At 69.4% G+C, this 26534-nt stretch carries 23 protein-coding genes; 14 read left to right on the top strand and 9 right to left on the bottom strand.

Going from position 1 to position 26534, the window contains the following annotated elements; translation table 11 throughout:
* Positions 1–20 precede the first annotated feature (20 nt).
* Genes QM568_RS05780 through QM568_RS05760 form a run of 5 tightly spaced genes read right to left on the bottom strand, consistent with a single transcriptional unit; the run spans position 21 to position 6413 of the window.
* On the bottom strand, positions 21–1037 hold the full coding sequence (locus QM568_RS05780; RefSeq protein ID WP_415136747.1) for an LLM class flavin-dependent oxidoreductase: 1017 nt from the start codon (positions 1035–1037) through the stop codon (positions 21–23).
* Positions 1037–2680 (bottom strand): ABC transporter substrate-binding protein, encoded by a 1644-nt coding sequence (locus QM568_RS05775; RefSeq protein WP_415136745.1) that lies wholly within the window; start codon positions 2678–2680, stop codon positions 1037–1039. Before QM568_RS05775 ends, QM568_RS05780 begins: the two co-directional genes overlap by 1 nt.
* Positions 2681–2713: 33 nt before the next feature.
* Positions 2714–4405 carry a dipeptide ABC transporter ATP-binding protein gene (locus tag QM568_RS05770; RefSeq protein ID WP_415136743.1) on the bottom strand — a complete coding sequence of 564 codons (1692 nt, stop codon included), beginning with the start codon at positions 4403–4405 and terminating at the stop codon, positions 2714–2716.
* The gene (locus QM568_RS05765; protein ID WP_415136741.1) at positions 4402–5352 is read right to left on the bottom strand and encodes an ABC transporter permease; all 951 of its coding nucleotides are present in this window, start codon (positions 5350–5352) and stop codon (positions 4402–4404) included. Before QM568_RS05765 ends, QM568_RS05770 begins: the two co-directional genes overlap by 4 nt.
* Positions 5349–6413 (bottom strand): ABC transporter permease, encoded by a 1065-nt coding sequence (locus QM568_RS05760; RefSeq protein ID WP_415136739.1) that lies wholly within the window; start codon positions 6411–6413, stop codon positions 5349–5351. Before QM568_RS05760 ends, QM568_RS05765 begins: the two co-directional genes overlap by 4 nt.
* A gap of 248 nt (positions 6414–6661) precedes the next feature.
* On the opposite strand from QM568_RS05760, the gene QM568_RS05755 reads away from it, so the two are divergent.
* The 7 genes from QM568_RS05755 to QM568_RS05725 are packed head-to-tail and all read left to right on the top strand — an operon-like array spanning position 6662 to position 13992.
* A complete protein-coding gene (locus tag QM568_RS05755) occupies positions 6662–7378 on the top strand; it encodes a GNAT family N-acetyltransferase (RefSeq protein ID WP_415136737.1) in 717 nt (238 codons plus the stop codon).
* A 10-nt stretch (positions 7379–7388) separates the two neighbouring features.
* A complete protein-coding gene (locus tag QM568_RS05750; RefSeq protein WP_415136735.1) occupies positions 7389–8456 on the top strand; it encodes an LLM class flavin-dependent oxidoreductase in 1068 nt (355 codons plus the stop codon).
* A gap of 30 nt (positions 8457–8486) precedes the next feature.
* Positions 8487–9692 (top strand): LLM class flavin-dependent oxidoreductase, encoded by a 1206-nt coding sequence (locus QM568_RS05745; protein WP_415136733.1) that lies wholly within the window; start codon positions 8487–8489, stop codon positions 9690–9692.
* Entirely contained in the window at positions 9689–11035 is a 1347-nt protein-coding gene (locus QM568_RS05740; protein WP_415136731.1) for an NtaA/DmoA family FMN-dependent monooxygenase, read from the top strand. Before QM568_RS05745 ends, QM568_RS05740 begins: the two co-directional genes overlap by 4 nt.
* A 59-nt stretch (positions 11036–11094) precedes the next feature.
* Entirely contained in the window at positions 11095–11433 is a 339-nt protein-coding gene (locus QM568_RS05735; protein WP_415136729.1) for a PLD nuclease N-terminal domain-containing protein, read from the top strand.
* Positions 11430–13133, top strand: coding sequence for a 2-succinyl-5-enolpyruvyl-6-hydroxy-3-cyclohexene-1-carboxylic-acid synthase (menD, locus tag QM568_RS05730; RefSeq protein ID WP_415136727.1), 1704 nt, complete (start codon positions 11430–11432; stop codon positions 13131–13133). Before QM568_RS05735 ends, menD begins: the two co-directional genes overlap by 4 nt.
* Before the next feature lie 16 nt (positions 13134–13149).
* The gene (locus QM568_RS05725; protein WP_415136725.1) at positions 13150–13992 is read left to right on the top strand and encodes a polyphosphate kinase 2 family protein; all 843 of its coding nucleotides are present in this window, start codon (positions 13150–13152) and stop codon (positions 13990–13992) included.
* Between the two features lie 30 nt (positions 13993–14022).
* Here the strand turns inward: QM568_RS05725 and QM568_RS05720 are convergent, their stop codons facing one another.
* On the bottom strand, positions 14023–15270 hold the full coding sequence (locus QM568_RS05720; RefSeq protein WP_415136811.1) for an isochorismate synthase: 1248 nt from the start codon (positions 15268–15270) through the stop codon (positions 14023–14025).
* Positions 15271–16009: 739 nt separating this feature from the next.
* Here QM568_RS05720 and QM568_RS05715 point away from each other — a divergent pair.
* From QM568_RS05715 to QM568_RS05690, 6 genes are all read left to right on the top strand, one after another.
* Entirely contained in the window at positions 16010–16729 is a 720-nt protein-coding gene (locus QM568_RS05715) for a class I SAM-dependent methyltransferase (protein ID WP_415136809.1), read from the top strand.
* 23 nt (positions 16730–16752) lie between these two features.
* A complete protein-coding gene (locus QM568_RS05710; RefSeq protein WP_415136723.1) occupies positions 16753–17814 on the top strand; it encodes a polyprenyl synthetase family protein in 1062 nt (353 codons plus the stop codon).
* 42 nt (positions 17815–17856) lie between these two features.
* Positions 17857–19251 (top strand): FAD-dependent oxidoreductase, encoded by a 1395-nt coding sequence (locus tag QM568_RS05705; RefSeq protein ID WP_415136721.1) that lies wholly within the window; start codon positions 17857–17859, stop codon positions 19249–19251.
* Between the two features lie 4 nt (positions 19252–19255).
* Complete coding sequence (locus QM568_RS05700; RefSeq protein ID WP_415136719.1) at positions 19256–20284, top strand: alpha/beta hydrolase; 1029 nt, start codon at positions 19256–19258, stop codon at positions 20282–20284.
* A gap of 61 nt (positions 20285–20345) precedes the next feature.
* A complete protein-coding gene (locus tag QM568_RS05695; protein WP_415136717.1) occupies positions 20346–20651 on the top strand; it encodes a helix-turn-helix domain-containing protein in 306 nt (101 codons plus the stop codon).
* Positions 20608–21828, top strand: a complete 1221-nt coding sequence (locus QM568_RS05690) for a type II toxin-antitoxin system HipA family toxin (RefSeq protein ID WP_415136715.1) — start codon at positions 20608–20610, stop codon at positions 21826–21828. Before QM568_RS05695 ends, QM568_RS05690 begins: the two co-directional genes overlap by 44 nt.
* An 82-nt stretch (positions 21829–21910) precedes the next feature.
* Here QM568_RS05690 and QM568_RS05685 read toward each other — a convergent pair whose 3' ends face one another.
* The 3 genes from QM568_RS05685 to QM568_RS05675 form a co-directional block, all read right to left on the bottom strand.
* Positions 21911–22864, bottom strand: coding sequence for a carbohydrate ABC transporter permease (locus tag QM568_RS05685; protein WP_415136713.1), 954 nt, complete (start codon positions 22862–22864; stop codon positions 21911–21913).
* Positions 22864–23805, bottom strand: coding sequence for a carbohydrate ABC transporter permease (locus tag QM568_RS05680; RefSeq protein ID WP_415136711.1), 942 nt, complete (start codon positions 23803–23805; stop codon positions 22864–22866). The genes QM568_RS05685 and QM568_RS05680 overlap by 1 nt, the downstream gene beginning before the upstream one ends.
* Positions 23806–23866: 61 nt before the next feature.
* Positions 23867–25180, bottom strand: coding sequence for an ABC transporter substrate-binding protein (locus tag QM568_RS05675; protein WP_415136709.1), 1314 nt, complete (start codon positions 25178–25180; stop codon positions 23867–23869).
* Between the two features lie 261 nt (positions 25181–25441).
* Here QM568_RS05675 and QM568_RS05670 point away from each other — a divergent pair, with 261 nt between their 5' ends.
* Positions 25442–26467 carry a LacI family DNA-binding transcriptional regulator gene (locus tag QM568_RS05670; protein WP_415136707.1) on the top strand — a complete coding sequence of 342 codons (1026 nt, stop codon included), beginning with the start codon at positions 25442–25444 and terminating at the stop codon, positions 26465–26467.
* Positions 26468–26534: the final 67 nt, after the last annotated feature.

The following is a 26534-nucleotide window of genomic DNA, read 5'->3' as shown; positions in this document are numbered from 1 at the left end:
CTCCTTCGGTGGGGTGCGGTCTAAACGAGGGCGAGGGCGGATGCTGCGGGCACCCAGCCGAGGCGGGGAAGCACCGCCTCGCGGATGTCGGACAGGATCTGCCGGTAGTCGTCGAGGGACAGGGCGTACGGCAGGGCGATGCGCAGCTCGGTGAGACCGTCGATCGACGGGTCGGACAGCAGCCGGTCGACGATCTCCTCCGAGGCGCCGAACAGATCCCTCTGGAAGAGGTGGCCGTTCGTGGCCTGCTCGGTGCGGGCCTGGCGGCTCTCGGCGAACGCGGTGTAGCGTGCCCGCTGGTCGGCCGTGGCGCTGTCGATCGGCAGGATCACCCGCTCGACGCCGACCGACGGCGCTCCCGCGCCGGTGAAGTGCGCGTAGTAGTCGTCGATGTTCGCGCGCTGCGCGGTCTCGAAGCGGTCGGCCCCGTCTGCCGCGGTGATGTTGCCGAGCAGGAGCTTCAGCCCCTGTTCGGCAGCCCACCGCACCGAGCGGGCGGAGCCGCCGCCGAGCCAGACCCGCTCGCGCAGGCCCGCGACGTGCGGCTGCACGCGCGGGGTCTGCGGTCCGTAGGGGGTGTAGATGTCCTCGCCGAGGGTGCGGCCCTCGAGCGCCTCCAGGAACCGGGCGATCAGCACGTAGGCGTCGATCTCGTCCTCGTCCTCGAGCCGGCCGAGGTGGCGCAGCAGGGCGCCGTGCGGGGCCGAGGAGCTCACACCGACATTGATGCGCCCCTTCGACAGCGCGTCGACGGTGCCGAAGTCCTCGGCGAGCCGGAACGGCGTCTCGTAGCCGAGCGGCACGACCGCGGTCTCGAGGCGGATGCTCTCGGTGCGCTGCGTCGCGGCGGCGAGGAAGGTGAGGGCAGAGGAGACGCCGCGTTCGAGGTGGCGCTGGCGGATGCCGGCCACCTGCAGGCCGATCTCTTCGGCGAACTCGAAAAGCCGCAGCGTGTCCTCGAGCCCCGCGGCCGGATCCGCCTCCGGGTAGTTGCCGGCCAGCGTGAACCCGGCCGCGGCGATCTTCGGCACGGTCATCAGTCGGCGTCCTTCCAGGCGGCGACGAGCAGGTCGAGCCGGGAGTCCGCGCCGAACGAGATGCCGTGCACGCTCGACTGCGTCGACAGGATCGAGGTCAGCTCGTGCACCGGGATCTGGTAGTACTGCGACGCGATGCGCTCCTGCGCCTCGGCGAGGATGCCGTCGCGCTCGGCCGCGTCGCCCGCGGCGAGCTGCCCCTGCAGCAGAGCCTCGAGCTCGGGGTCGTCGATGTTGAACTTGGTGGTCGCCGCCGAAAACTGCGTGCGCAGCACGTCGCCGTCGGCGCGGGACAGGTTGCCCCACACGATGTCGAAGTCGCCGGCGGCCTGCTTCTCGAGGAACTCTGGGACAGTGACGCCCTCGAGCACCACGTCGATGCCGACCTCTTTGAGCTGCTGCTGGATGAGCTCGAGCGAGGTCTGGTTGGGGCCGAAGTTGGTGATCCAGCCGAGCTGGAGGGTGAGGGGCTCGCCGTCCTTCGCGCGGATGCCGTCGGCGCCCTCGGTCCACCCCGCCCCCTCGAGGAGCTCGGCTGCGTGCTCCGGGTCGTAGGAGAAGTACTCGCTCTCGTCGGCCCAGGACGGCGTGGTCTTCGCCAGGGCGCTGGTACCGACATTGAACAGGTCGTTCAGCGCGGTGTCGCGTACCACCTCCGGATCGATGGCCGCCGAGATGGCCTCGCGCACGGCGATGTCCGAGACGATCGGGCGGGCGAGGTTGAAGGAGAGCCCGAAGCTGATGCCGGGGTTGCCGCGCGAGACCAGCGGATAGCCGGCGTCCTGCAGAGTCTGCACGTCGGTCGGCTGCACCCCGCCGATCACGTCGACCTGGTCGCTGGTGAGGCTTCCGGTGCGCACGCTGGCCTCGGGGACGATCTGGAAGGTCACGGTGTCGAGGTGAGCCCGGCCATCGTTGCCGAGCGCCTTTGGCGCCCAGGCGTAGTCCTCGCGGGCGGTGAGGACGGTCTCGACGTCCTTCGTGTAGGTGTCGAGCGTGAACGGCCCGGTGCCGACGATCGCCTCGCCGTCGGCACGGTCGGCGAAGGGCACCGCAAGGGTGGCGTCTCCAACGATGCCGAGGCCGACGGCCGCCGTGGAGTTCGGGAATGCGGCGTTCGGGGTGGAGAAGTCGACCTCGACGGTGTCGTCGTCGATGACCTTGGTCTCCTGGTAGCCGACGAAGCTGCTCACCGACTGACTGAGAGCCCCTGCGGCGATGATGTCGTCGAAGGTGGCCTTGACGTTGGCCGCGGTGAACGGCGTGCCGTCGGAGAAGGTGACGTCGTCGCGCAGCTCGAAGGTGAACGAGGTGGCGTCGGCATTGGCCGTGTACGAGGTCGCGAGCCACGGCTCGAGCTCACCGGTGTAGGGGTTCTGGTACAGCAGCGAGTCGACGAGCTGGCGGGTGACGTACCAGGTGTCGTTGCCGGAGCCGATGCCGGAGGGGTTCAGCGAGATCGGGTCGTTCGCGATGGCGAAGGTGAGCTCGCCGCCGTCGACGGGGGTCGTCGCATCCGCATCGCTGTCGGGGGTGTCGGCGGGCGCGGTGCTCGCGCAGGCGGAGAGGACGAGACCGGCGGCGACGGCTGTCGCGGCCGAGAGCGCGCCTCGGCGGCGCAGGGTGTGGCGGGTGCGGTTCATGGTGGCTCCTTGGTGAGGGGAAGGGTGTGCGGGTCAGTGGGTGGCCAGGAATCGGCCGGGGATCGCGTCGAGCAGCGTGCGGGTGTATTCGGCCTGCGGGTTCTCGAAGATCTCCTCCGCGGAGCCGAGCTCGACGAGCCGACCGCGCTGCATCACGCCGACCGTGTGGGCGATCTGCCTCACCACGGCCAGGTCGTGGGAGATGAAGAGGTAGCTGAGCCCGAACTCCCGCTGGATCGCGTCGAGCAGGGTGAGGATCTGGTGCTGGATCGACACGTCGAGGGCGGAGACCGGCTCGTCGAGCACGATGAGCTCGGGTGAGATCGCCAGGGCGCGGGCGATGGCGACCCGCTGCCGCTGACCGCCGGACAGCTCGGCGGGCTTGCGGTGCAGCACCGATGAGGGCAGCGCCACGACGTCGATGAGCTCGGCGGCGCGGGTGCGACGCTGCGCGCTCGTGCCCAGCCGGTACGCCTTGAGCGGATCGACGACGATCTCCTCGATCGTCAGCCGAGGGCTGAGGGCGGCGTACGGGTTCTGCTGCACGAGCTGGATGCGCCGGCGCAACTGACGAAGGCCCGCTCCGCGCAGTCCGGTGACATCGACGCCGTCGATGCGCACGCTGCCAGTGGTCGGATCGGCCAGGCGCAGCGCGAGACGCGCCGTGGTGGTCTTGCCAGAGCCGGATTCGCCGACGAGAGCGAGTGTCTGCCCGCGGTCGATGCGGAAGCCGACGCCGTCGACGGCGCGCTGCACGGCGCCGTTCGCACCGGGCACCGCGAACTCCTTCACGAGGCCGGCGACCTCGAGCACGGGCTCCGCGCTCGTCGCGGCATCCGGAACCGCCTCCCTGGGCGCGAACGGATCGCCGGGGCGTCCCTGCAGCACGAGCGGCGGACGCTCTGCGGAGGTGATCGGCTCGCGCCGCGCGTTGAGGCTCGGCGCTGCGGCGATGAGCTGGCGGGTGTACGGATGCTGCGGGGTGAGCAGCACCTGCTCCGGGGTGCCCTCCTCGACGATCTCACCCTGTGACATCACGACGATCCGGTCGGCGCGGTCGCCCGCGACACCGAGGTCGTGCGTGATCAGCAGCAGGCTCGCGCCGCGCTCGCGCTTGAGCCGGTCGAGGTGGTCGAGGATCTGGCGTTGCACGGTCACGTCGAGGGCGCTGGTCGGCTCGTCGGCGATGATGAGGTCCGGATCGGCGATGATCGCGATCGCGATCAGCACGCGCTGGCGCATGCCGCCGGAGAGCTCGTGCGGGTACTGCTGGGCGCGCAGCGCGGCATCGGGCAGCCCCGCGCGCTCCAGCGCCTGCACAGCGCGCTCGGCGGCGTTTCGCCGGTCGGCGAGACCGTGCACGCGCAGCACCTCGGCGACCTGGGCGCCGATGCGCGTGACGGGGTTCAGGCTCACCGTGGGGTCCTGGGGCACGAAGCCGATCCGGCGGCCGCGCACGGCGCGCAGGGCGGGCCCCGAGGCCGTCGCGAGGTCGACGCCGTCGAAGCGGATCGCCCCCGAGGCGATCTGCGCGGCATCCGGGAGCAGGCGGATCACAGAGTGCACGGTGGTGGACTTGCCCGATCCGGACTCGCCGACGATCGCGACGGTCTCGCCGGGAGCGACCGACAGGGTCGCATCGCGCACGGCCTGGATGCGTCCGCGCGAGGTGCGGTAGGTCACCGACAGGGAGTCGATGTCGAGCAGGGAGGTCGGGGCGTTCATCGGCTCGTCCCTTCGGAGTCGAGTCCTCGCGCGAGCCGGTTCGCGGCGAGCACGGTGAGGGCGATGGTGAGGCCGGGGAGGGTCGTGAGCCACCACGAGCCCCGGAGGAAGTCGCGGCCGCCGGAGACCAGCGCGCCCCACTCGGGCGCGGGGGCGGGGGCGCCGTAGCCGAGGAAGCTCAGCGCGGAGACGGCGAGGATCGCCCCGCCGAACTCCAGCACCCCGAGCACGATCACCGGTCCCGTCGAGTTCGGCAGCACGTGGCGCACGAGCACGCGGAGCCAGCCGTTGCCGGAGGCGCGGGCCGCTTCGATGTAGGCGGAGCTTCGCACCTTGATGACCTCGGCGCGCATGATGCGCGACACGGAGGCGACGCTGGCGATGCCGACCGCGATCGCGACGTTGACGGTGCCGAAGCCGAGGGCGGTGATGATCGCGAGGGACAGCAGCAGGCTGGGGATCGCGAGCAGCACGTCGGCGGCGCGCATGATCACAGCATCCGTCCGCCCTCCGGCGAAACCGCTGACAAGGCCCAGCACGGAACCAGCGACGAGTCCGACCGCGACGGCGATCGAGGCGGCGCTGATCGTCAGCGAGGTGCCGTGCACCACACGGGTGAACAGGTCGCGCCCGATCTGGTCGGTGCCGAACCAGTGCTCGGCCGACGGCCCCTGCAGGTTCTCGGCGGGGACGCCCGCGAGCGGGTCGCCGGGTGCGAGGATGCCTGGCCACAGGGCCGCGACGATGACGACGAGCAGCCAGAGCAGCGAGAGGGTCGCTGCGGGACGCCGGGCGAACCAGCCGATCCTGTTCCGCCACGACGCCGCTGCGCCGCTGCGGGAGGCGCGGTCGGCGACCGCGTCATCGAAGCGGTTGGCGGAGGTCGCGCCGAAGCCGTCTGACGAGCGCTGGGCGCTGTCGGGGAGCAGGGCCGTCGTCTCGCTCATCGGGCGGCCTCCAGTGCGGCGTCGATGGAGGGAGGTACGGTCACGGCGCTCTCGGGCGCCGCCGCGGCGGGTGCGCTCGCCGAGGCCTGACGGCGGCGCGGCGCCGCCGTCAGCTGGATGCGCGGGTCGAGGAGGGGGTAGACGAGGTCGACCGCGAGATTGGCGAGGATGAAGGCTGCGGCGGCGAAGAGAACTATGCCCTGCACGACCGGGATGTCCTGCTGCTGCACGGCCGACGCCGTGACACGGCCGATGCCCGGCCGGGAGAACACGGTCTCGGTGACCACGGTGCCGCTGAGCAGCTGCCCGATGATCAGGCCGGTCATCGTGATCGCCGGCAGCGCCGCGTTGCGCAGCGCATGACGCAGGTGCACGCGGCGGCGGTCGGCGCCCTTCGCCCGTGCGGTGTCGATGTACGCTTCGCCGAGCGAGGTTTCCAGGCTCTTCGACAGCAGCTGCGCGATCATCGCACCCGTCGGAAGCGCCAGCGTGATCGCAGGCAGCACCAGCGAGGCGAAGGACTTGTCGCCCATGGCGGGGAAGATCGGCAACTGGAACGAGAACCACTGGATGAGCATGAGCCCGAACCAGAACGCGGGGATCGCGACGCCGAGCGGCGGCAGCCCCAGCAGGAAGGTCGACAGCGTGGAGCTGCGCACGTAGGTGGCGAGCACAGCGAGGCCACCCCCGGCGAGCACCGCGATCAGGAAGCCGAGGCCGGCGACCTGCAGTGTCGGCGGGATGGCCTCGCCGATCACCTCGGCCACGGGGCGGCCGGTTGCGATCGAGCTGCCGAAATCTCCCGTGAGCACACCGCCCAGGCGCAGGAGGTACTGCACCACGAGGGGCTGGTCGAGGCCGTACTGCGCGTTCAGAGCGGCCAGCTGCTCCGGCGTGATGTCGGTGGCTTCGCCGCCGGCGAGCAGAGCCACCGGATCGCTCGGCAGCGCGTACAGCACGATGAACGACACCGTGTACGCGGCCCAGAGCACGATCAGCGCCTGTCCGAGTCGCGAGGCGACGTAGCGGACGATCGCCGCTCGGGGTGCGTGCTGAGGCATCCGGGGCTCCTTTCGGGTGTTCGACGGGACGGCGCGTGCCGATCCGTCATGCTCACATCCGATGGCGGAGGCGGCCAACGCGGGCGGTCATGCGCTGACGCAGGCCGTCAACAATCGTCGCGTTACGTCACCGGAAGACACAGTCGGATGCTCGGCGGCCGGTGCTGCCGCGAAGGCTCCTAACGTGGGACTCCCACCCGACACGGCATCCGGCCGTCAGCATCCGCTGCACCTGAAGGGACCCTCCCATGCCGCACACGCCCATCGACGACGTCCTCGACAACCCGGCGTGGCATGCGCTCACGGGCCCGCACTCCTCCTTCGCGATCGGCGGGGATCTCGTGCGCCGCTATCCCGGCGATATCGCTCCGTTCGTCGCGGTGCGCACCTGGGACGACCCTGCGGTGTGGCAGGCGTTGGCAGACCTCGTCGGCCCCGGTGAGGAGGTCGGCATCTCCGGAGCGGACCCCGAGCTGCCTGCGGGGTGGGAGGAGCTCGGACGCGGAGCGGGAGTGCAGCTCGTGCAGACCGACGCTCTCGAGCCGCGCCCCGACGAGGAGGCGATCGTGCTCGGCGCCGATGACGTGCCTGAGATGCTCGCCCTGGTCGAGCGCAACCAACCGGGCCCCTTCCGCCCGCGCACCCACGAGCTCGGGCGCTACGTCGGCATCCGCCGGGACGGGCGGCTCATCGCGATGGCGGGGGAGCGCCTGCATCCGCAGGGATGGACCGAGATCAGCGCGGTCGCGACGGATGCCGAGCACCGCGGTCAGGGCATCGCTTCCCGTCTCGTGCTCGACGTCGCCTTCCACATCCAGCAACGAGGGGATCGGGCGCTGCTGCACGCGGCGGCGACGAACACCGGCGCGATCCGCGTCTACGAGCGTCTCGGTTTCGCCCTGCGCCGGCACACCACGTTCCTCTTCGTGCGCACCCCCGCCGCCGACCGTGTGCTCGCGGGCTGAGGCTGAGGGCATGGTCAGGGTCATCGGTCTCGACATCATCGCGAACACCCCTCGCGCCGACGGCACGACGGCGACGGCGAAGGAGCGCCTGGACGGCGTGGTCGACAACGCCGTGCTGTTCGAGCAGCTGGGCTTCGACGGGTACGCCGTGGGCGAGCGCCATCACGCGCCCTTCGTGTCCAGCTCCCCGCCCGTCATCCTCTCGGCGATCGCCGCGCGCACCACGACGCTCAAGCTCTTCACCGGGGTCACGCTGCTCTCCGTGCTCGATCCGGTGCGCGTCGCCGAGGACTACGCGACCCTCGATCTGCTCTCCGGCGGACGGCTGGAGCTCATCGTCGGCAAGGGCAACGGACCGGAGCAGACCGAGCTGTTCGGCATCGAGCGCGACGACGCAGGGGAGGTGCAGCGGGAGAACTACCGGCTGCTGCGCGCGATCTGGTCGGGCGAGCCCGTTGACTGGGAACCGCCGGCGGACGCCCCGCGCATCCGCAGCACCCCGCTGCGCGCCGCGCGCGTGCATCCGAGCCCGCTGCAGGAGCACGTCCGCATCTGGCACGGGTCCTCGACCTCCGCGCAGACCGTCGAGCTCGCCGCCGAGTACGGCGACCCGATCTGGGTGGCGAACTTCCAGAAGTCGGTCGACGGCTACCGCCCGCTCGTCGAGCACTACCGTGCGGCCTGGGCCGCTGCAGGGCGAGACCCCGCAGACGCCCTCGTCGGCGCTGGGTTCACCCTGTTCGTCACGAAACGATCGCAGGATGCCGTCGAGGCGTTCCGTCCTGTCTACGAGAAGTTCTTCGCGAGCCGGGTCGACACCTACAACGACTTCGACTCCTCGGTGCTGTTCCACTCCTTCGAGGACTACCTCGCCCGCAGCGCCGCACTGGTCGGCAGCCCGCAGCAGGTGATCGACAAGCTCGCCGCCTACCAGGAGGCCTACGGCTACAGCGCGATCTCCATTCCGGGGCACCCCGATCACTGGACCCGTGAGGCCTGGATCGACAGCCTCGAGCTCTTCCGGGCCGAGGTGCTGCCGGTGGTGGACTCCACCGTCGCGGGGCCTCGGTCGTGGTGAACGAGCCCCGGTGAACGAGAGGAAAGACAGATGACCGAGAAGGTGCACATCGCCGTGGCGCTGGAGGGCGCCGGCTGGCATCCCGCCGCGTGGCGCGAGGACTCAGCGCGCCCGCGCGAGCTCACCTCGCCCGCCTACTGGCGCGACCTCGTGCGCGCCGCCGATGACGCCGGCATCGTCTTCGTCACCCTCGAGGACGCGCTGTCGCTCGAGGGCACGAGTGCAGAGACGGATGCCGCGACCCGCCGCGACCGCGTGCGGGGACGCCTCGACGCGGTGCTCGTCGCCTCCTTCCTCGCCCCGCTCACCCGCCGGATCGGTCTGGTGCCGACCGTCACCACCACGCACCCCGAGCCCTTCCACCTCGCCACCGGTCTGCAGACCCTCGACCACGCCAGCCGCGGTCGCGCCGGCGCCCGCATCGTGGCCGGCTCCTCGGTGTCGGAGCGGGCGAACTTCGGCCGTCGCGCCGACGGGCCCGTCGGGTTCCCGGCATCCGGCCGCGTCGAGGATGACCCCGCGTGGGAGGCGGCGTTCCGCGAGGCGGGCGAGGTCGTCGACGCGATCCGCCGGCTCGCGGACTCCTGGGAGGACGACGCCATCATCCGCGACGTCGAGACCGGCCGTTTCCTCGACCGGGAGCGGATCCACAACGTCGACATCGAGGGGGAGTTCTTCTCGATCACCGGGGCGTCCATCGTGCCGCGCTCGCCGCAGGGCCAGCCGCTGATCACCGCGCTCGCGCACCAGAGCGTGCCCTACCGGTTCGCCGCCGAGCATGCCGATGTCGTCTTCGTCACCCCGCGTGACGCGGCGGATGCGACGGCGATCATCGCCGAGGTCTCCGCCGCCGCGGACGAGGTGCGCCAGGAGCCCGAGCCGCTGCGGGTCTTCGCCGATCTGCTGGTGCTCGTCGAAGACACCGCCGCCGAAGCCGCCGAGGCCTGGAACCGGCTCGAGGAGAGATCGCCGATCGCGACGGACGCACGGGTGGTCGCCGACACCGCCGATGAGGTCGTGGCGGAGATCCGCGCCCTCGCGGAGGCCGGCATCGACGGCATCCGCCTGCGCCCCGCCCGGCTCCCTGCCGACCTCCTCGCCGTCGCCGGGCAGGTCGTGCCGCGCCTCGCCGCGGCGGGACTTCTGCACGAGGACGAGGGCGCGCCCACCCTGCGGGAGCGACTCGGCCTTCCCCGCCCGTCCAGCCGCTACGCCGCCCAGGAGGTCTTCGCATGAGCCGCCGGATCCATCTCGCCGCGCACTTCCCCGGCGTGAACAACACGACAGTGTGGACCGATCCGTCCGCGGGCAGCCAGATCGACTTCTCCTCCTTCGAGTACTTCGCCCGGGGCGCCGAGCGCGGCCTGTTCGACTATCTGTTCCTCGCCGAGGGTCTGCGGCTGCGCGAGCACCGAAGCCGCATCCACGACCTCGATGTGCTGGGGCGGCCGAACACCCTGTCGATCCTCGCGGCGCTGGCGGCGGTGACCGAGCACATCGGGCTCGTCGGCACGCTGAGCACGACTTTCAACGAACCCTACGAGCTGGCCAGGCAGCTGGGCACGCTCGACCACCTCTCGAATGGTCGGGCCGGTTGGAACGCCGTCACCAGCTCCGACGCCTTCCACGGCGCGAACTTCCGCCGCGGCGGCTACCTCGACCACGCCGACCGCTACCGCAGGGCCGGCGAGTTCGCCGAGCTGTCGAAGAGGCTGTGGGGCTCCTGGCGAGAAGACGCGATCGTCGCCGACCAGGAGACGGGGGAGTTCCTGCGGCAGGATGCGATCGCCCGCGTGACCCACACGAGCGACCTGTTCGACATCGACGCGGTGTTCGATGTGCCGGCCTCGCCGCAGCGGCGGCCGCTCATCGTGCAGGCGGGAGATTCCGCCGACGGCCGCGACTTCGCCACGGCGCACGCCGACGTGATCTTCTCGCTGCACACGGAGTTCGCCGATGCGCAGGAGTTCTACCGCGACGTCAAGGGCCGCCTCGCGGCCGCAGGGCGCGCCGAAGACGACCTCAAGATCCTCCCCGCCGTGTCGTTCGTCCTCGGAGACACGCTCGAAGAGGCCCGCGAGCGCTCGCGCGAGATCGCGCTCGCGCAGGTGCGGCCCGAGACCGCGATCACCTATCTCGAACAGGTGTGGAACCGCGATTTCAGCGGTTATGACCCCGACGGCCCGCTGCCCGACGTCGACCCGGACACGGGGCCGGAGAGCGCGCAGGGGTTCGCGAACCGGCACGCCGCAGTGCGCAGCCGCATCGCAAAGCTCCGCGAGATCGCCGAGACCGAGAAGCTCAGCATCCGCGAGCTCGTCATCCGGCTCACCGCGAACCACACCTTCGTCGGTACCCCGGACCACGTGGCGGCGGAGATCGACCGCTACGTGCAGGAGCGGGCGACCGACGGTTTCACGATCGTCGGGCACCTCATCCCGCACGGCCTCGACGAGTTCACCGACAGGGTGATCCCGCTGCTGCAGGAGCGCGGCACCTATCGCACCTCCTACGAGGAGGACGCAACGCTGCGCGATCTGCTCGGGGTGTCGGGAGGGCGCGTGCCGGTCGGAGCCTAGCCCCGCGCTCCCTTCCCGATCGCGGTCTCCAGGTCGCCAGACGCGCCTACACTGAAGACGTGGCGAGAGTGTTGATCGTCGGGGGCTTCCTGGCCGCCGTGTTCTGGGTGTTCAGCATCGTCGACTGCGCTGTGCAGCCAGCGACGCGGCATCGCGGTGTGCCCAAGGGGGTCTGGATCGCGATCGTCGTCCTCCTCCCCGTCATCGGCGGCATCCTCTGGTTCACGCTCGGTCGCCGCAGGGCCGATGAGCGCCCGGCCCGCGCCTTCGCGCCAGACGACGACCCCGAGTTCCTCCGCAGCATCGACAAGAAGGAGCAGGACGCGCGGATCGCCGAGCTCGAGGCGGAGCTCGCGCGGCTCGACGACGAGGGCGACGCGGCGGATTCGCGGTCGTGACCGCTTCGCCCGCGACCGATGCCGCAGTCGCGCTCCTCGCCGACCTCATCGGGCACGGCGTGCGCGACCTCGTGCTCTCCCCAGGGTCCCGCTCCCAGGCGCTCGCGCTCGCCGCGGTGCACTTCCATGGTCGAGGACTCCTCCGGGTGCACGTGCGCATCGACGAGCGGGTCGCCGGTTTCACCGCCCTCGGTCTCTCCCGCGAGACCGGGGTGCCGACCGCGCTCGTGTGCACCTCGGGAACGGCCGTGGCGAACCTGCTCCCAGCGGTCATGGAGGCGTTCCACTCCGGCGTGCCGCTACTGCTGCTGACCGCCGACCGTCCTCCAGAGCTGCGCGGCGTCGGCGCGAACCAGGCGACGGATCAGCCAGGACTGTTCGGGTCGTTCGTGCGGTGGGCGATCGACGCGCCGGTGCCGGGCGACGGCGACTGGTCCGGCCTCGCCGGCGCCGCGGTCGCGCAGGCGTGCGGGGCGGATGCCGGAGGAGGCGGGGTCTCGGCGTCCGAGCGCGCGGGAGTGGCGGGTCCCGTGCACCTCAACCTTCCCACCCGCGAGCCGCTGTCTGGCGCGATGCCCGAGATCGAGGTGACACCGGGGGCGGCTCCGACGCAGGCGCGCGGTGCCGCCGTCGTCCTCGAACGCGGCCCCCGCACGGTCGTGATCGCTGGTGCGGACGCCGGTGCCGCCGCCGAAGAGCTCGCGCACGTCGGCGGCTGGCCGCTCATCGCCGAGATCGTCAGCGGCGCGCGGTTCGGCCGTCGTCTCGTGCACGGCTACCGCGAGCTGCTGAACGAGCCGGAACTCGGCGGCCGCATCGAGCGTGCCGTGGTGTTCGGGCATCCGACCCTCAGCCGCGAGGCTGCGCGGCTGCTGGGTCGCGCCGATGTCGAGGTGATCGCCGTGCGCCACGGCGGCGAGGCGTTGAACCTCAACGGGCGCACGACGGCGGCGGCATCCGTCGCTGTCGGCGCGGCTGCAGGGGCCGACGGCGCCGCGGCCGAGGCGCGTGCCTGGCTGGGCGCGTGGATGACGGCATCCGCTGCCCGCGCGGTCGATCTCAGCGAAGCCGCCCCCGACCCCGACGCACTCGCCTCGACGGACTTCGCCGCCCGCCGCGGTGCGGTGCGCGCCGAACTGGACGCCGTGCGCCGTCCGCTCGATCGCGAGCTGCTCGTCGATGCGGTGTGGCGGGCGACGTGGCCGCACGATCGGCTCGTGTTCGGCTCGTCGCGCCTCGTGCGCGTCGCCGATGCGGTGCTCGGCGGCAAGAAGGTGCCCGTGCACGCGAACCGGGGGCTGGCCGGCATCGACGGCACCGTCGCCACCGCCACCGGCATTGCGATCGCCTCGCAGGCCGAGGGCGCGCACGGGGTCACCCGGGTGCTGCTGGGCGACCTCGCCTTCCTGCACGACGTCGGCGCGCTCCTGCTCCCGCCGGATGAGACGCCGCCGCGCATGCAGGTGATCGTGGGCAACGACGGCGGGGGGACGATCTTCGACGGTCTCGAGGTGGCATCGTCCGCTTCGGCATCCGATCTGGATCGCGCGTTCTACACGCCGCACGACGTCGATCTCGAGCACCTCGCCGGCGCATACGGGTGGGAGTTCCATCGGGTGAGGACCCGTGCCGCGCTCGATCAGGTGCTGACGACCCCGCAGACGCGCCGTCAGCTGATCGAGGTTCCGCTGGCGCGCTGACTGGCATCATGGGCAGATGAACGCGCACCAGTGGACCCACGGGCTTCAGGTCGGCGAAGGATTCCGGCTCGCCGACGTCGACCCCGACGGGACGCCCGGCTATCGCGGAGACAAGGCCGAAGGGCAGGCCGATCTGCGCACCGGGCTCGCCGCCCTCGGCGAGCTGCAGGAGCGCCTGTACGCGCAGAGCCGTGCGGGCGAGGCGAAGGATGCGGTGCTGCTCGTGCTCCAGGCGATGGATTCCGCGGGCAAGGGCGGCATCGTCAAGCACGTCGTCGGGGGAGTGGACCCGCAAGGCATCGTGCTCGCCGCGTTCAAGGCGCCCACCGCCGAGGAGCGCGCGCACGACTTCCTGTGGCGCATCGAGCCGCGCCTTCCGGCGCCGGGGTTCATCGGCGTCTTCGACCGGTCGCACTACGAGGACGTGCTCATCGCACGGGTGCGGGGTTTCGCGCCACCAGAGGAGATCGAACGGCGGTACGCGGCCATCAACGATTTCGAGGCGCGCGCCACGGCATCCGGCATCCGCATCGTCAAGGTCATGCTGCACATCTCGCGCGACGAGCAGAAGGCGCGGCTCATGGAGCGCCTCGACCGCCCGGACAAGCACTGGAAGTACAACCCGGGCGACGTCGACGAGCGGATGCTGTGGGACGACTACATGGCCGCGTACCAGACCGTGTTCGAGCGCACTTCGACCGCGTCCGCACCGTGGCACGTGATCCCCGCGAACCGCAAGTGGTATGCGCGCCTAGCCGTGCAGGAGCTGCTGCTGGCGGCTCTCGAGGGCATCGACCCGCAGTGGCCCGTGGCCGACTTCGACGTCGACGCCGAGAAGATCCGCCTCGCCGCGACCTGAGCGCGGATCCCTCTCAGGCGAGCGCGCTTCTCAGGCCAGCGCGTCGACGAGCGGTCGGAACTTCACCCGCGTCTCCAGCAGTTCCGACTCCGGGTCGGAACCCGCGACGATGCCCGCGCCGGCGTAGGCGGTGACCGCGATCTCGTCGCGGGCTGGCGCGAACTGCGCGCAGCGCAGCGCGATCGCCCATTCGCCGTTGCCTGCGGCGTCGACCCAGCCGACGGGGCCCGCGTAGCGGCCGCGGTCGAAGGGCTCGAGCTCGCGGATCGCCGCGATTGCCGCGGGGGTTGGCGTGCCCGCGACCGCCGCCGTCGGATGCAGCGCGCCGACGAGGTCCAGCGCCGATTCGCCATCGGCGAGCTCGCCTTCGACGTCGGTTGCGAGGTGGAAGAGGTTCGGCAGCTTCAGCAGGAACGGCTGCTCGCTCGCTGCGAGCGCCCGCGTGTGCGGCCGGAGCGCGGCGAGCACGCTCTGCACGGCGTATCCGTGCTCGTCGAGGTCCTTCGTGCTCGAGGCGAGATGGGCGGACGCTGCGGTGTCGGCGTCGGCATCCGCTCCTCGTCCGATCGTGCCGGCGAGCACCCGGGCGGTGACGGTGCGGTCCTTGACGGTGACCAGGGTCTCGGGGCTCGCGCCGATGAGCCCGTCGACCGCGAACGCCCAGGTGTCGGGGTAGCCGGTCGACAGGGCGCGCACGAGGCGGCGCAGGTCGGAGCCAGCCGGGATGCTGCCGGTGAGGTCGCGCGCGAGCACGATCTTGCTCAACTCGCCGTCGGCGATGCGGGCGAGCGCGCCGCGCACCGAGTCCTGGTAGCGCTGCGGACTCTGCGCGCCGGGGCCGAGAGTGCCCGCCCAGTGCGGTCCGTACGCGCTCGCCGTCGGCGGATCCGCGATGGCGGCGGAATCGGCAGAGCGGATGCTGGTGAGCCAGCTGCGTCCGCGGTGGCGGCCGATGATGGTGGAGGGGATGACGAGCACGCTGTCGGCCGCGGAGTCCTCGTCGAAGGTCAGCGCTCCGAAGCCGACGAGTCCGGTGCCTGGGAGCTGCAGGGCGTCGTCGATCGCGGCATCCTGCGCCAGTTTGCGCCAGGCCGTGGCGATGATCGCCGAGCGTGTGGCATCCGTGCCTGCCGGAATGCGGATTGTCGTGACCACCTCGTCGCCTGCCGCGACGATGCCGTCGCCGCGGCGCAGCCAGGCGAGGGGCCGGGCGGGGTCGGCGTACGCCAGAAGATCCTCGACGGGGTCGATCTCGCGGGTCTCGACGACCAGCCTCATGCTCACCCTCCCACCCTACTTCCGGTGAGAAACCACTTCCTGCCCGAGACACCCCTGGCTGGGTGGTGTCTCAAGCCGAAAATGGTTTCTCGGCGGAGGGGGGAAGGGGGAGGGGAGAGGGGAGAGGGGGCGTCCGGCATAGGCTGGCGGGATGACGGATGCGCGACCGGCCCCCGGCGAGTTCATGATCTTCCAGTGGCGCAAGTGGGACGGGTCTGCGCACTGGCGGCACGAGTGCGTCTACCTCGGAGCCGATGAGTGGGGCGACTGGGTCGGGCAACCCATCGGATGGCGCAGCGCCCGCCCGGGGCGCGAGTTCGTCACCGGGAGCGTGAACGTCACCCTCGTCCCCCGAACCGGAACCGGAAGCGGAACCGGAACCGGAACCGACTACGCGCTCACCGTCAACCGCGCCCACCCCAAGGGCATGCGCATCTACATCGACCTGGCCTGGGATCTCGCCTGGTCGTCCGACGAGCCCCGGGCGACCGGTGTCGACATGGACCTCGACGTCGTGCGCGTCGAGGGCGAGCGCGGCACCTGGGTCGACGACCGCGACGAGTGGGCGGAGCACAGCGCCCGGTACGGCTATCCCGCCGACGTCATGGCGCACCTCGAAGCGCTCGCGCTCGATCTGGAACGGCGGGTGCGGGCGCAGCTCCCGCCCTTCGACGACGCCACCGCCGACGTCTGGCTCGACCGCCTCGAAGCCCTCGGCCTCCCGCCTAGACTCGAAAGCATGACCGCGCACGAGCCCAACCGCGCCGACCTCGGCAAGGACCCCGCCAGCGTCAGCGGCATGTTCGACCAGGTCGCCCGCGGCTACGACCGCACGAACACCGCGATGACCGTCGGCAACGACGCGCTCTGGCGCGCCGCGACGACCCGCGCTGTCGCCCCGAAGCCGGGGGAGCGCATCCTCGATCTCGGCGCGGGGACCGCCTCGTCGTCCGCCTCCCTCGCCCGCAGCGGCGCGCAGGTCGTCGCGGCGGACTTCTCGCCAGGCATGCTCGCCGAGGGCGAGCGCCGGCACGGCGGCATGCGCAATCTGTCCTTCGTCCAGGCGGATGCCACAGACCTCCCCTTCACGGACGCCGAGTTCGACGCCGTCACCATGTCGTACGCGCTGCGCAATGTGAACGACCCGAAGAAGGCGCTGCGCGAGCTGCTGCGGGTCACCAAGCCCGGTGGGCGGATGGTGATCAACGAGTTCTCCACCCCGCCGAACGGCCTGTTCCGCAGCGCCTACCGGTTCTACAACGCCCAGGTGCTGCCGCGCGTCGCCAGGATCGCTGGTACCAACGGCGACGCCTACGACTATCTGAACGAGTCGATCCGCGACTGGCCCGACCAGCGCACGCTGTCCGCCTGGATCCGCGAGGCCGGCTGGACCGATGTCGCCTACCGCAACCTGTCCTTCGGCATCGTCGCCCTGCATCGGGCCCGCAAGCCCGAATGACAGCGCCAGGTAGGCTGGACACCGTGACTTCGAGCCCCATCGTCCCGGGTTCGCGACTGGCGAGCCGACTCGGCTTCAGTGACCGCATCTTCATCGGTCCTGCTGCGCGCCGCATCGCCCACGCCATCGAAGACGGCCTCGAGCGCGTCGAGACGGGGCTTGCCGAGGACGTCCGCGTGGCCGACCCACTCGCCGACGCGACCAGCCGCTACCTCTACGAGGCCGGCGGCAAGCGCATCCGCCCTGTGCTCACGCTGCTCGCCGCGCAGCTCGGCGATGGCAACACGGATGCCGTCATAGACATCGCCAAGGCGCTGGAGATCACCCACCTCGGCTCGCTCTACCACGACGACGTCATGGACGGCGCCGACCGCCGCCGCGGGGTTCCCGCCGCGCAGACGGTCTGGGGAAACAACGTCGCCATCCTCACCGGCGACATCCTCTTCTCGCGTGCGAGCCTGCTCATGTCGCGGCACGGCGACCGGGCGATCCGCCTGCAGGCCGACACCTTCGAGCGGCTCGTCCTCGGCCAGATGCACGAGACGCTCGGTGCTCAGCCGGGTGACGACCCGATCGAGTTCTACATCCAGGTGCTGGCCGACAAGACCGGTTCGCTGATCGCCGCCGCCACTCAGGCCGGTGTGATCTTCTCGCACGCGCCGGCCGAGTTCGAGGAGCCGATGCGCGTGTACGGCGAGAAGATCGGCGTCGCCTTCCAGCTGCTCGACGATGTGATCGACCTGTCGTCGAAGCCGGAGGACACCGGCAAGGTGCCAGGCACCGATCTGCGGGCGGGCGTTCCGACCATGCCGTACCTCCTGCTGAAGGCCGAGGCCGATCCGGCATCCGCCGCCCTCGCCGCTCGCATCGACGAGGGCGTCGCCCGCATCGCCGACGGCGCCGACCCCTCGATCCTCGACGGTCCGCTCGCCCAGCTCCGCGACCACGCCTCGACGCAGAAGACCCTCGACCTCGCCCTCGCCTGGACCCGTGACGCGATCGATGCTCTCGCCCCGCTGCCCAAGGGCACGGTGCGCGAGGCGCTCACCCGCTTCGCGGAGTCCCTCGCCGAGCGCTCCCGCTGATCCCGCACCGCAGCGCACGCGCGGTGCGACGAAAGGACCCTCATGACCAAGCTCAGACTCGCCATCGTCGGTGCGGGCCCCGCCGGCATCTACGCCGCAGACATCCTGCTGAAGGCCGAGCGCACCTTCGACGTCTCCATCGACCTGTTCGAGCAGCTGCCGGCGCCGTACGGTCTGGTCCGCTACGGCGTCGCCCCCGACCACCCGCGCATCAAGGGCATCATCACGGCGCTGCGCGAGGTGCTCGACCGCGGCGACATCCGCATTTTCGGCAACGTCCGCTTCGGCGAGGACATCACGCTCGACGATCTCAAGAAGCACTACAACGCGGTGATCTTCGCCACCGGCGCGATCCGCGACGCCGACCTCGACATCCCCGGCATCGACGCGCTCGCCTCCTACGGCGCTGCCGACTACGTGAGCTGGTTCGACGGCCACCCGGACGTGCCGCGCGAGTGGCCGCTGGACGCCGCCTCGGTGGGCGTGCTCGGCAACGGAAACGTCGCCCTCGACGTGGCGCGGATGCTGGCGAAGCACGCCGAGGACCTGCTGGTCACCGAGGTGCCGGAGAACGTCTACGAGGGGCTGAAGGCGAGCCCGGTCACCGACGTGCACGTGTTCGGGCGCCGGGGGCCAGCGCAGGTGAAGTTCACCCCGCTGGAGCTGCGCGAGCTCGGTGAGCTTCGCGACGTCGACATGGTCGTCTACGACGAAGACTTCGACTACGACGAGGCGTCGAAGGATGCCATCGCCAGCAACAAGCAGGTCATGGTCATCGACCGCGTGCTGCAGTCGTGGCGCAAGCGCCCGTCCGTCAATGACGCCAGAGGCGACGCGAGCAACGAAGGCGGCACGGCATCCCGCCGACTCCACCTGCACTTCTGGGCGCGCCCGGTCGAGGTCCGCACCGACGATGACGGGCGTGTCGCCGCTCTCGTCTACGAGCGCACGAAGCCCGACGGCCAGGGCGGTGCTGTGGGCACGGGAGAGCTGCGCGAGATCCCGCTGCAGGCGCTCTACCGCGCTGTCGGCTACTTCGGCTCGCCGCTGCCGGGTGTGCCCTTCGATGAGAAGCACGGCGTGATCCCCAACCGCGAGGGCCAGGTGCTCGCCAAGGACTCCAACGAGCACGTCCCCGGCGTGTACGCCACCGGCTGGATCAAGCGCGGGCCTGTCGGTCTCATCGGCCACACGAAGTCCGACGCCATGGAGACCGTTCGACACCTCATCAACGATCAGGGCTCGTGGTGGCACCCTGAGGATCCGTCCGAAGACGCGATCCCCGCGCTACTCGCCGAGCGCGGGGTGCGCTGGACGGACCTCGAGGGCTGGCACCGCCTCGACGAGCACGAGATCGCCCTCGGCTCGGCGCAGGATCGCGCCCGCATCAAGGTCGTCCCGCGTGAAGAGATGGTGCGGGTCTCGCGCGGCGAGTAGCGGCATGCCCGACTGGATCCCCGACGTCCTCGGCGACGAGTTCACCCAACTGACGCTGGAGCTCGGCGAGGATCAGGAGGGCCCGGTCGTCGCCACCCTCGTGCGCGCGCTGCCGAGGCCGCCGCGGTGGTGGGAGCGGCCGATCGGACGCCTGCGGAACCCGTTGGCGCCGCAGCGCCCGCTCGACGACGTCGATGTGCTGTACGTGCATGGCTGGTCGGACTACTTCTTCCAGAAGCGTCTGGCGCGGTTCTGGACGGCCAGGGGCGCCCGGTTCCACGCGCTCGATCTGCGCAAGTACGGCCGGAGCCTCAGACCGGGGCAGACACCCGGGTACATCAACGATCTCGCCACCTATGACGAGGACATCGCGGCGGCGCTCGAGGCGATGGGACGCGGCGCGGAGGGCGCGGCATCCGCTCGTCGTCTCGTGCTGTTCGGGCACTCCACCGGCGGTCTCACGCTGAGCCTGTGGGCGTCGCGGCATCCGGGGGTGGCGGATGCCGTCATCCTCAACAGTCCGTGGCTGGAGCTCCAGGTCGCCCTGGCGCGCCCGCTGCTCGCGCCGGTCGCCGAGTACCGGGCGCGGCGGGCGCCGCTGGAGGCCGCGCCTCAGATCGATCTCGGCTTCTACACCCGGGCGCAGCAGGAGGTCGCCGACCCGGAGGACCCCGTCGAGGTGAACCTCGAGTGGCGTCCGGCGCAGTCGAACGCGGTGCATGCGGGCTGGTTCCACGCGATTCTCGCCGGTCACGCCCAGGTCGCGGCGGGGCTGCGCATCGACGCACCGGTGTGCGTGCTCCTGTCGTCGCGGTCGGCGACGCCGACGCGATGGTCGGAGGATCTCACCGCGGCCGACAGCGTGCTCGTCGTCGACGACATCGCGCGGGCGTCGTTGAAGCTCGGCGCGAGCGTGACCATCGAGCGGATCGATGGTGCGCTGCACGACGTCTTCCTCTCACGGCACGAGGCGCGCGAAGACGCCTACACCCGGCTCGACCGCTGGGTGCGGGGCTGGGCGGCGGGCATTTAGAATAAAGGATAGTTGTTCTAAATCCATTTTAGATAAATATTCCGCGTTGTAATATGGTTCGATGTCGATGACTCCCGTTTCTGTGAAGCGCTCGATGCGTGCGATCGGACAGAACCTCGTGAACCAGCGCAAACTGCTGGGACTCACGGCGAAGATGGTCGCGGAACGCGCGGGCACGACGCCGCCCACCATCAGCAAGCTCGAGAACGGCGACGGCGCTTCCCTTGAGATCACGCTGCGGGTGATGCGCGTGCTGGGCCTCATGGATGCCGTGGTGGCGGCATCCGATCCCTTCAACACGGAGCGCGGGCGGATGATGCTCGATGAGAAGCTCCCAGAGCGTGTGCGAGTGCGCCGTGATGGCTGACGTGTACGAGGTGACGACGGTCGTCGGCGGGCAGGAGGTTCTCGCCGGCAGGATCTATCGCAGCCGGGCTGCAGGTTCTTTCGAGTACGACTCCGGCTATCTGCGCTCCCGCGCGGCTTTCGCGCTCGCCCCCGCGCTGGGCTTGTTCGCCGGGCCGCAGCCGCTGCGGCCGAACAACCCGTTCAGCGATTCCGCGCCGGACACATGGGGCCGCAAGGTGCAGATCCGTGCGGCGGGTCGCAAGCTCGATGAGCTCACGCTCATGCTCGGCGTCAATGATGAGGGTCGCCAAGGAGCCACTCGATTCTGGTCGGATGGCCTCGCTGTCGCCGACGGAGATGGCGTGCCCGCGGAGACGGACCTCGCCGATCTGCTCAGGGTCGCCGATCAGGTCGAGCGCGGCGAAGCGGACATCGACCCCGTCGCGGTTCGTCGCCTCTTCAGAGCCACTGGGTCGCTGGGTGGTGCACGGCCGAAGGCCAACGTGCGGATCGGGGCGGAGCTGTGGCTGGCGAAGTTTCCGAAGCCTGTCGGCGACGCTTGGAACGTCATGGCGTGGGAAGCGGCGATGCTCGATGCGATGGAAGAGGCAGGCATCTCCATCCCGGAGCACCGGACGGCATCGGTGACGCTGGATGGGAGCCGGCGCACACTGCTTCTCCTGCGACGGTTCGATCGCGCGGCCGGTGGTAGGCGGATCCCGTACATCTCCGCGTTGACGGCCTTGGAAGCCGAGGACGGCGCGGGCGGAGACTGGATGGACGTCGTCGATTTCGCCCGGATCTCCGGTGCTGATGCCGGTGAGCTGTGGCGACGCGCGGTGTTCGGCGTGCTCGTCGGGAACGTCGACGATCATCTACGCAACCACGGGTTTCTGCGACGGGGAGCATCGTGGACCTTGTCGCCTGCGTTCGATGTCAATCCCGAGCCATCGGGGGAGGGCGATGTGCACCAACTCGGGTTGTTCGGTGAGCGCCGCCTCGGGCTTGACGCGTTTCTCACGGCCGACGCGCTCAGCCTGTTCGGTGTGAAACCGCCTGCCGTCGTTGACTATCTCGAGCGACTGCGCCCGATCATGCGGGGGCTTCCTCGCCGCGCTGCGACGCATGGGGCTGACGGCTTCAGCGTCGACGTCATGGCGGAGCGCTGCGAGTCCGCGATCAGCGCGCTGCGCTGACACGCCCGTCAGAGCCCGTGCATGTGCAGAGCCAGCTGCTCGGTCCCGCCGGCGCGAACAACCGGGCGGGGTGCACTGAAGACTACTTGAGGCTCCCCAGCGCGAGGCCGCCGCGCCAGTAGCGCTGCAGGGCGAGGAATGAGATCACCAACGGCACGATCGAGACCAGTGCGCCGGTGACGACGAGGTTCCACACCTGCGCCTCAGCGGCACCTTGCCGAGAAATGCTCAGCCATTGGCCGAGACCCACCGTCACAGGCAGCAGCTGCGGGTCGTTGACCATGACGAGCGGCAGGAAGTAGTTGTTCCAGGTCGCGACGACGGACAAGAGGAGCACCGTCACGAGCGCCGGGCGAAGCAGCGGCAGCGCCACTTGGAAGAACAAGCGGAGCTCACCGGCCCCATCCATGCGACCTGCTTCGAGGAGCTCTGTGGGAACAACCTCCTGCGCGTAGACGCGCATCAGATACACCCCAAACGGGTTCAGCAGGCTCGGGAGGATGACCGCCCAGATGGTGTTGGTCAGATTCAGTTCGCTCAGCAAGACGAAAGTGGGGATGACGAGCGCAGTGAGAGGCACCATGACGGCGCCGAGGAGAACGGCGAAGAAGACCCGGCTCCCGCGGAACTGATAGATCGCTAGTCCGTACCCCGCCAGCACGGCGAGAATCGTTGAGCCGATACCGCCGGAGAGAGCATACAGAAACGAATTGCGCAGCCACGTTAGGTAAAGGCCGTTCTCGGCCGTGAACAGCTCCGCGAGATTCGCGAAGAGGGCGAAGTCCCGGTCGAACCAGAGCGGGCCCCCGGTGCCTCCGAAGAGACCGGCTTCGGATTTCGTGCTCGCGATGATGAGCCACCACAGCGGTGTGACGAAGTAGACGACCATTGCGAGTAGGAACAGGTGCGTCAGCGTCGCGGACGAACGGTGCGAACCGGGAGCGCGGCGGTCGGCGACCGACGCTGCGGTGCGACCGGGAGCCGCCGACGAGCTGCCGCGGCTGCCAGCGGGGACCTTGTCGAACATGCTGGCCATCAGAAGACTCCGTTGCGCTTACGGGTGAGGAACAGGAAGACGTACGAGAACAGGAACACGATCAAACCGAGCGCGAATGAGATCGCCGAGGCGTAGTTGAACTGCGAGTACGAGAACGCCAACGAATACGCGTAGATATTCGGTGTGTAGTTGGCGGGAATGGCTCCGGACGCCACGGCGCGAAGAATCTGCGGCTCCGTGAAGAACTGGAGCGTCCCAATGAGAGCGAACACGAGGATCACCACGAGGGATGAGGAGATGAGGGGGATCTTGATGCGCAGCGCCGTCTGCCAGGCGTTGGCTCCGTCAAGACGAGCCGCCTCGTAGAGCGTGGGATCGATGCCGCGCAGGGCGGAGAACAGAATGATCATGTAGTACCCGGCCCACTGCCAAGTGACGATGTTGACCAGGCTGCCGAAGATGTTCTCCGGTGCGAGGAAGGCCGGACTCTCGGCGCCGAACAGCCCGAATATCTGTGCGCCGGGCCCGAATTGCGGGCTGTACAGAAAGCCCCACATGAGCGCCCCGATCACCACGGGAATCGCGTATGGTACGAAGATCATCAGACGCGCGAAGGCCGCGAATCGCGTGCTCAGGGCGTCCAAAACCAGTGCGGCGACGAGTGAGACGAGCATCTGCAGGGGGATTAGCACGAGAGAGAACCGCGTTACCAACCAGACTCCGTCGAGGAAGTCCGGGTCGCTGAACGCCTTGACGTAATTATCGAGGCCAGTGAACTTCGTTCCGAACGCGAGAGTTTTCGTGTGCAGGCTCAGCCAGAAGGCGTACGCGAGGGGCACGATGAGCATCAGCGCGAAGACCGTCGCGAACGGTGCGGTGAACACCCAGCCCCATCGCTGGCGGCGCTGATGCGCGTTGGATCGTCGAGGCGTGCGGCCAGGCGCGATTGGCGTGGAAGCGGGAACGCCCACGTTCGTCATGACAACTCCTTCGGGGTCGGAGGCGGGTGGGCGACCAGGTCGGCCCACCCGCCTCCCGCCGTTACTTCAGGTCGAAGCCCTGCTCGGTGGCGTAGGACGCGACGGCATCCTGAATGTTCGTCGCGGCTTCCTCAGGGGTGACCTCACCGCGCGCCATCGCAGCGGCCTGGGTGCTCTGCTGGTCGTAGAAGTAGTTCTGGATAGGGCTGTACGTGAAGCCCTCGTAGCCGGCGGCGGCGTCGAGGAAAACCTCTTTGTTGATCTGCTGACCGCCGAAGAATGGGTACTCCAGGTTGGTGAAGTAGTCCGACTCCAGGATGGGCTTCCACAGCGGGAAGAGGGCGCCCTTTTCGATGCCGATCTTCCATGCCTCCTCGGTGCCAAAGATCCCCTTCGCGACCTCAGCAGCGAGGGCTTGATCGCGCGCCTGCGTGGTCACGGCGAAGGCGGACCCTCCCCAGTTGACCTGCTTGGGCGCAGCCGCGTCCCACTGGGGAAGCGGTGCCGCGCGCCACTCGGCGTCACTGGAGCCGCCCTGCAGCCCCTGCAGGTAACCGGGACCCCATGCCGCGGCGAGGTAGATTGCGTATGTGCCGTCCACGAGCTTGGTGTTGGCGTCCGGCGTGAACGCGTCGTCATTGGCGACGAGGCCCTTGGAGACGAGGTCGGACCAGTAGCTGAGAACCTTCACCTCGGCGGCGTTGTCGATGTCGACGCCGAGCTCGGTCGGGCTCTGGCCGAGGTCGTACTCGAAGGGCTCGACTCCGGCCTGGTTCAGCAGTGCCTGCACGAATGCGGCGCCATCGCGGTTGGTCGGGAAGTTCGTAAGAACTCCCGGTGCACCTGCATCCTTCAGCTGCTGTGCGGCGAGGGCGAACTCGTCCCACGTGGTCGGGACCGCGATGCCGTACTTGTCGAGGATGTCCTTGCGGTAAAGGAGGCCCATCGGGCCGCCGTCGACCGGAATCGCGTAGACGCCATCACCGGCGCTGACGTCTGCCCACGCACCGTCAGTGTAGTTCTCCTTCACGTCGGCAGCGCCGAACTCGTTCAGATCAACGAGAGCTTCACGTAGCGCGAAGCTGTTGATCTGGTCGGTTTCCAGCATGACCACATCCGGGGCACCGGAGCCGGCTTCGACTGCAGTGGAGAAACGCGTGTACTCCTCCTGCCCCTGGCCTGCGTTCGTCCAGCACACCTGCACGTCGTCGTGAGTGCTGTTGAACTCATCGACGACCTCCTCGAACGCGGGATACCAGGCCCATACCGACACCTGCGGGGCGTCGGCGTTGACAATGGTGTTGGTGCAGCTGCCACCTTCCGGTGCGGCGCTGGTGTCGCCACCGCTGGTGTTGCCGGAACAGGCTGTGAACATGCTCACGCCTACCGCGAGGCTCAGGACGACACCGGTGCATCGGCGGATCGTTGTGGACTTCATTGTCTGGTTTTCCTCTCGAACTGCTGTCAGGTGCTGTTGCGCAGGACGGGCGTCGTCGAATGCATCTGCCCACGGGATGGTCGCCTTCGACACTGACGCTCTGAGCGCGTCTACATCGATGAAGATAACGATGTAGACGCGAGTCTGCATGAGCGACTACAGTCTTGTCAATAGGGAACTCGACCGATGGAGTGCGCGATGGCGGTGACGATGAAAGACGTCGCGAAGGCGGCGAACGTCTCTGCCAAGACCGTATCGAACGCACTCAACGGTTACCCTTTCATGAAGCCCGACACTCGGCAGCGAGTGCTCGACGCCGTTGAACGGCTGGCGTACGTGCCCAATCAGTCAGCGCGCAGTCTGCGTTCCGGCCGCAGCCGCGTCATTGGCCTTGCTCTGCCCGATCTTCGCAACGCCTACTTCGCCGAGCTTGCGGACGCGGTCACGGTGGCCGCGGAGCGGCGGGGGTTGACGGTCGCCATCAGTCTCACCAAGGGCGAGAGACAGCGTGAGTTGGATGTTCTGCACGGACAGCACTCGGCAACCTACGACGGACTGCTCTTGAACGCCCTCGCACTGTGTGATGAGGATGGACCCCTGCTCGCAGGGAGGGTCCCGACGGTTTTGTTGGGCGATCACGTTCTCAACCCGCCGACCGACCACGTCACGATGCCGAATGTCGAAGCGGCTAGGGCGATGACGCACCACCTCCTCTCGCAAGGACGGCGCCGCATCGCAGTGATCGGCGCCCACGAGGACGAGGTCGTCGGATCCGCCGGCCTTCGGCTGGAAGGCTACCGACAGGCTCATCGCGAGGCTGGTGTCGACATCGACGAGCGCCTCATCGGCTATGTCAAGCGTTGGCATCGAAGCGACGGGACGGCGACGATGGATGCCCTCCTCGACAGCGGAGTTCTCATCGATGCCGTCTTCGGCCTCAACGACATGCTCGCCCTCGGTGCGATGCGTTCGCTACAGCGACGCGGCTTCACGATTCCAGAAGATGTTGCCGTGGTCGGATTCGACAACCTCGAGGAATCGCGGTACAGCCTTCCCGCACTCACTGCCGTGGACCCCGGCGTTGTCGAGATCGCCGAAACTGCGCTCTCGATCCTGGAGCGCCGTATCGTCGGAGACGACTGCGCGCCACATCATGTGCAATCCGCGTTCGAGCTGGCGGTTCGGGAATCTTCCGTCAACGCGGACAACGCTCTGACAACCTGAGACGGCAGTGCTCCTCGTGTCGAGGCATTGACGCCGAGTCGGCATCCGCGCTACGTTCTTCGACATC

It is taken from the genome of Microbacterium sp. (assembly GCF_047607465.1).
GTDB lineage: Bacteria > Actinomycetota > Actinomycetes > Actinomycetales > Microbacteriaceae > Microbacterium.
This window is presented reverse-complemented; position numbering and strand designations above follow the sequence as displayed.

Bases quoted from the DNA above. Each gene is read 5' to 3' on its own strand.
- QM568_RS05680 (WP_415136711.1), bottom strand. From the start codon at position 23,805: ATGACGAACGTGGGCGTTCCCGCTTCCACGCCAATCGCGCCTGGCCGC.
- QM568_RS05780 (WP_415136747.1), bottom strand. From the start codon at position 1,037: ATGACCGTGCCGAAGATCGCCGCGGCCGGGTTCACGCTGGCCGGCAAC.
- QM568_RS05715 (WP_415136809.1), top strand. From the start codon at position 16,010: ATGACCGCGCACGAGCCCAACCGCGCCGACCTCGGCAAGGACCCCGCC.
- QM568_RS05750 (WP_415136735.1), top strand. From the start codon at position 7,389: ATGGTCAGGGTCATCGGTCTCGACATCATCGCGAACACCCCTCGCGCC.
- QM568_RS05690 (WP_415136715.1), top strand. From the start codon at position 20,608: ATGAGAAGCTCCCAGAGCGTGTGCGAGTGCGCCGTGATGGCTGACGTG.
- QM568_RS05775 (WP_415136745.1), bottom strand. From the start codon at position 2,680: ATGAACCGCACCCGCCACACCCTGCGCCGCCGAGGCGCGCTCTCGGCC.
- QM568_RS05760 (WP_415136739.1), bottom strand. From the start codon at position 6,413: ATGCCTCAGCACGCACCCCGAGCGGCGATCGTCCGCTACGTCGCCTCG.
- QM568_RS05765 (WP_415136741.1), bottom strand. From the start codon at position 5,352: ATGAGCGAGACGACGGCCCTGCTCCCCGACAGCGCCCAGCGCTCGTCA.
- QM568_RS05740 (WP_415136731.1), top strand. From the start codon at position 9,689: ATGAGCCGCCGGATCCATCTCGCCGCGCACTTCCCCGGCGTGAACAAC.
- QM568_RS05695 (WP_415136717.1), top strand. From the start codon at position 20,346: ATGTCGATGACTCCCGTTTCTGTGAAGCGCTCGATGCGTGCGATCGGA.
- QM568_RS05770 (WP_415136743.1), bottom strand. From the start codon at position 4,405: ATGAACGCCCCGACCTCCCTGCTCGACATCGACTCCCTGTCGGTGACC.
- QM568_RS05745 (WP_415136733.1), top strand. From the start codon at position 8,487: ATGACCGAGAAGGTGCACATCGCCGTGGCGCTGGAGGGCGCCGGCTGG.
- QM568_RS05670 (WP_415136707.1), top strand. From the start codon at position 25,442: ATGGCGGTGACGATGAAAGACGTCGCGAAGGCGGCGAACGTCTCTGCC.
- QM568_RS05755 (WP_415136737.1), top strand. From the start codon at position 6,662: ATGCCGCACACGCCCATCGACGACGTCCTCGACAACCCGGCGTGGCAT.
- QM568_RS05675 (WP_415136709.1), bottom strand. From the start codon at position 25,180: ATGTTCACAGCCTGTTCCGGCAACACCAGCGGTGGCGACACCAGCGCC.
- QM568_RS05720 (WP_415136811.1), bottom strand. From the start codon at position 15,270: ATGAGGCTGGTCGTCGAGACCCGCGAGATCGACCCCGTCGAGGATCTT.
- QM568_RS05705 (WP_415136721.1), top strand. From the start codon at position 17,857: ATGACCAAGCTCAGACTCGCCATCGTCGGTGCGGGCCCCGCCGGCATC.
- QM568_RS05725 (WP_415136725.1), top strand. From the start codon at position 13,150: ATGAACGCGCACCAGTGGACCCACGGGCTTCAGGTCGGCGAAGGATTC.
- QM568_RS05700 (WP_415136719.1), top strand. From the start codon at position 19,256: ATGCCCGACTGGATCCCCGACGTCCTCGGCGACGAGTTCACCCAACTG.
- QM568_RS05685 (WP_415136713.1), bottom strand. From the start codon at position 22,864: ATGGCCAGCATGTTCGACAAGGTCCCCGCTGGCAGCCGCGGCAGCTCG.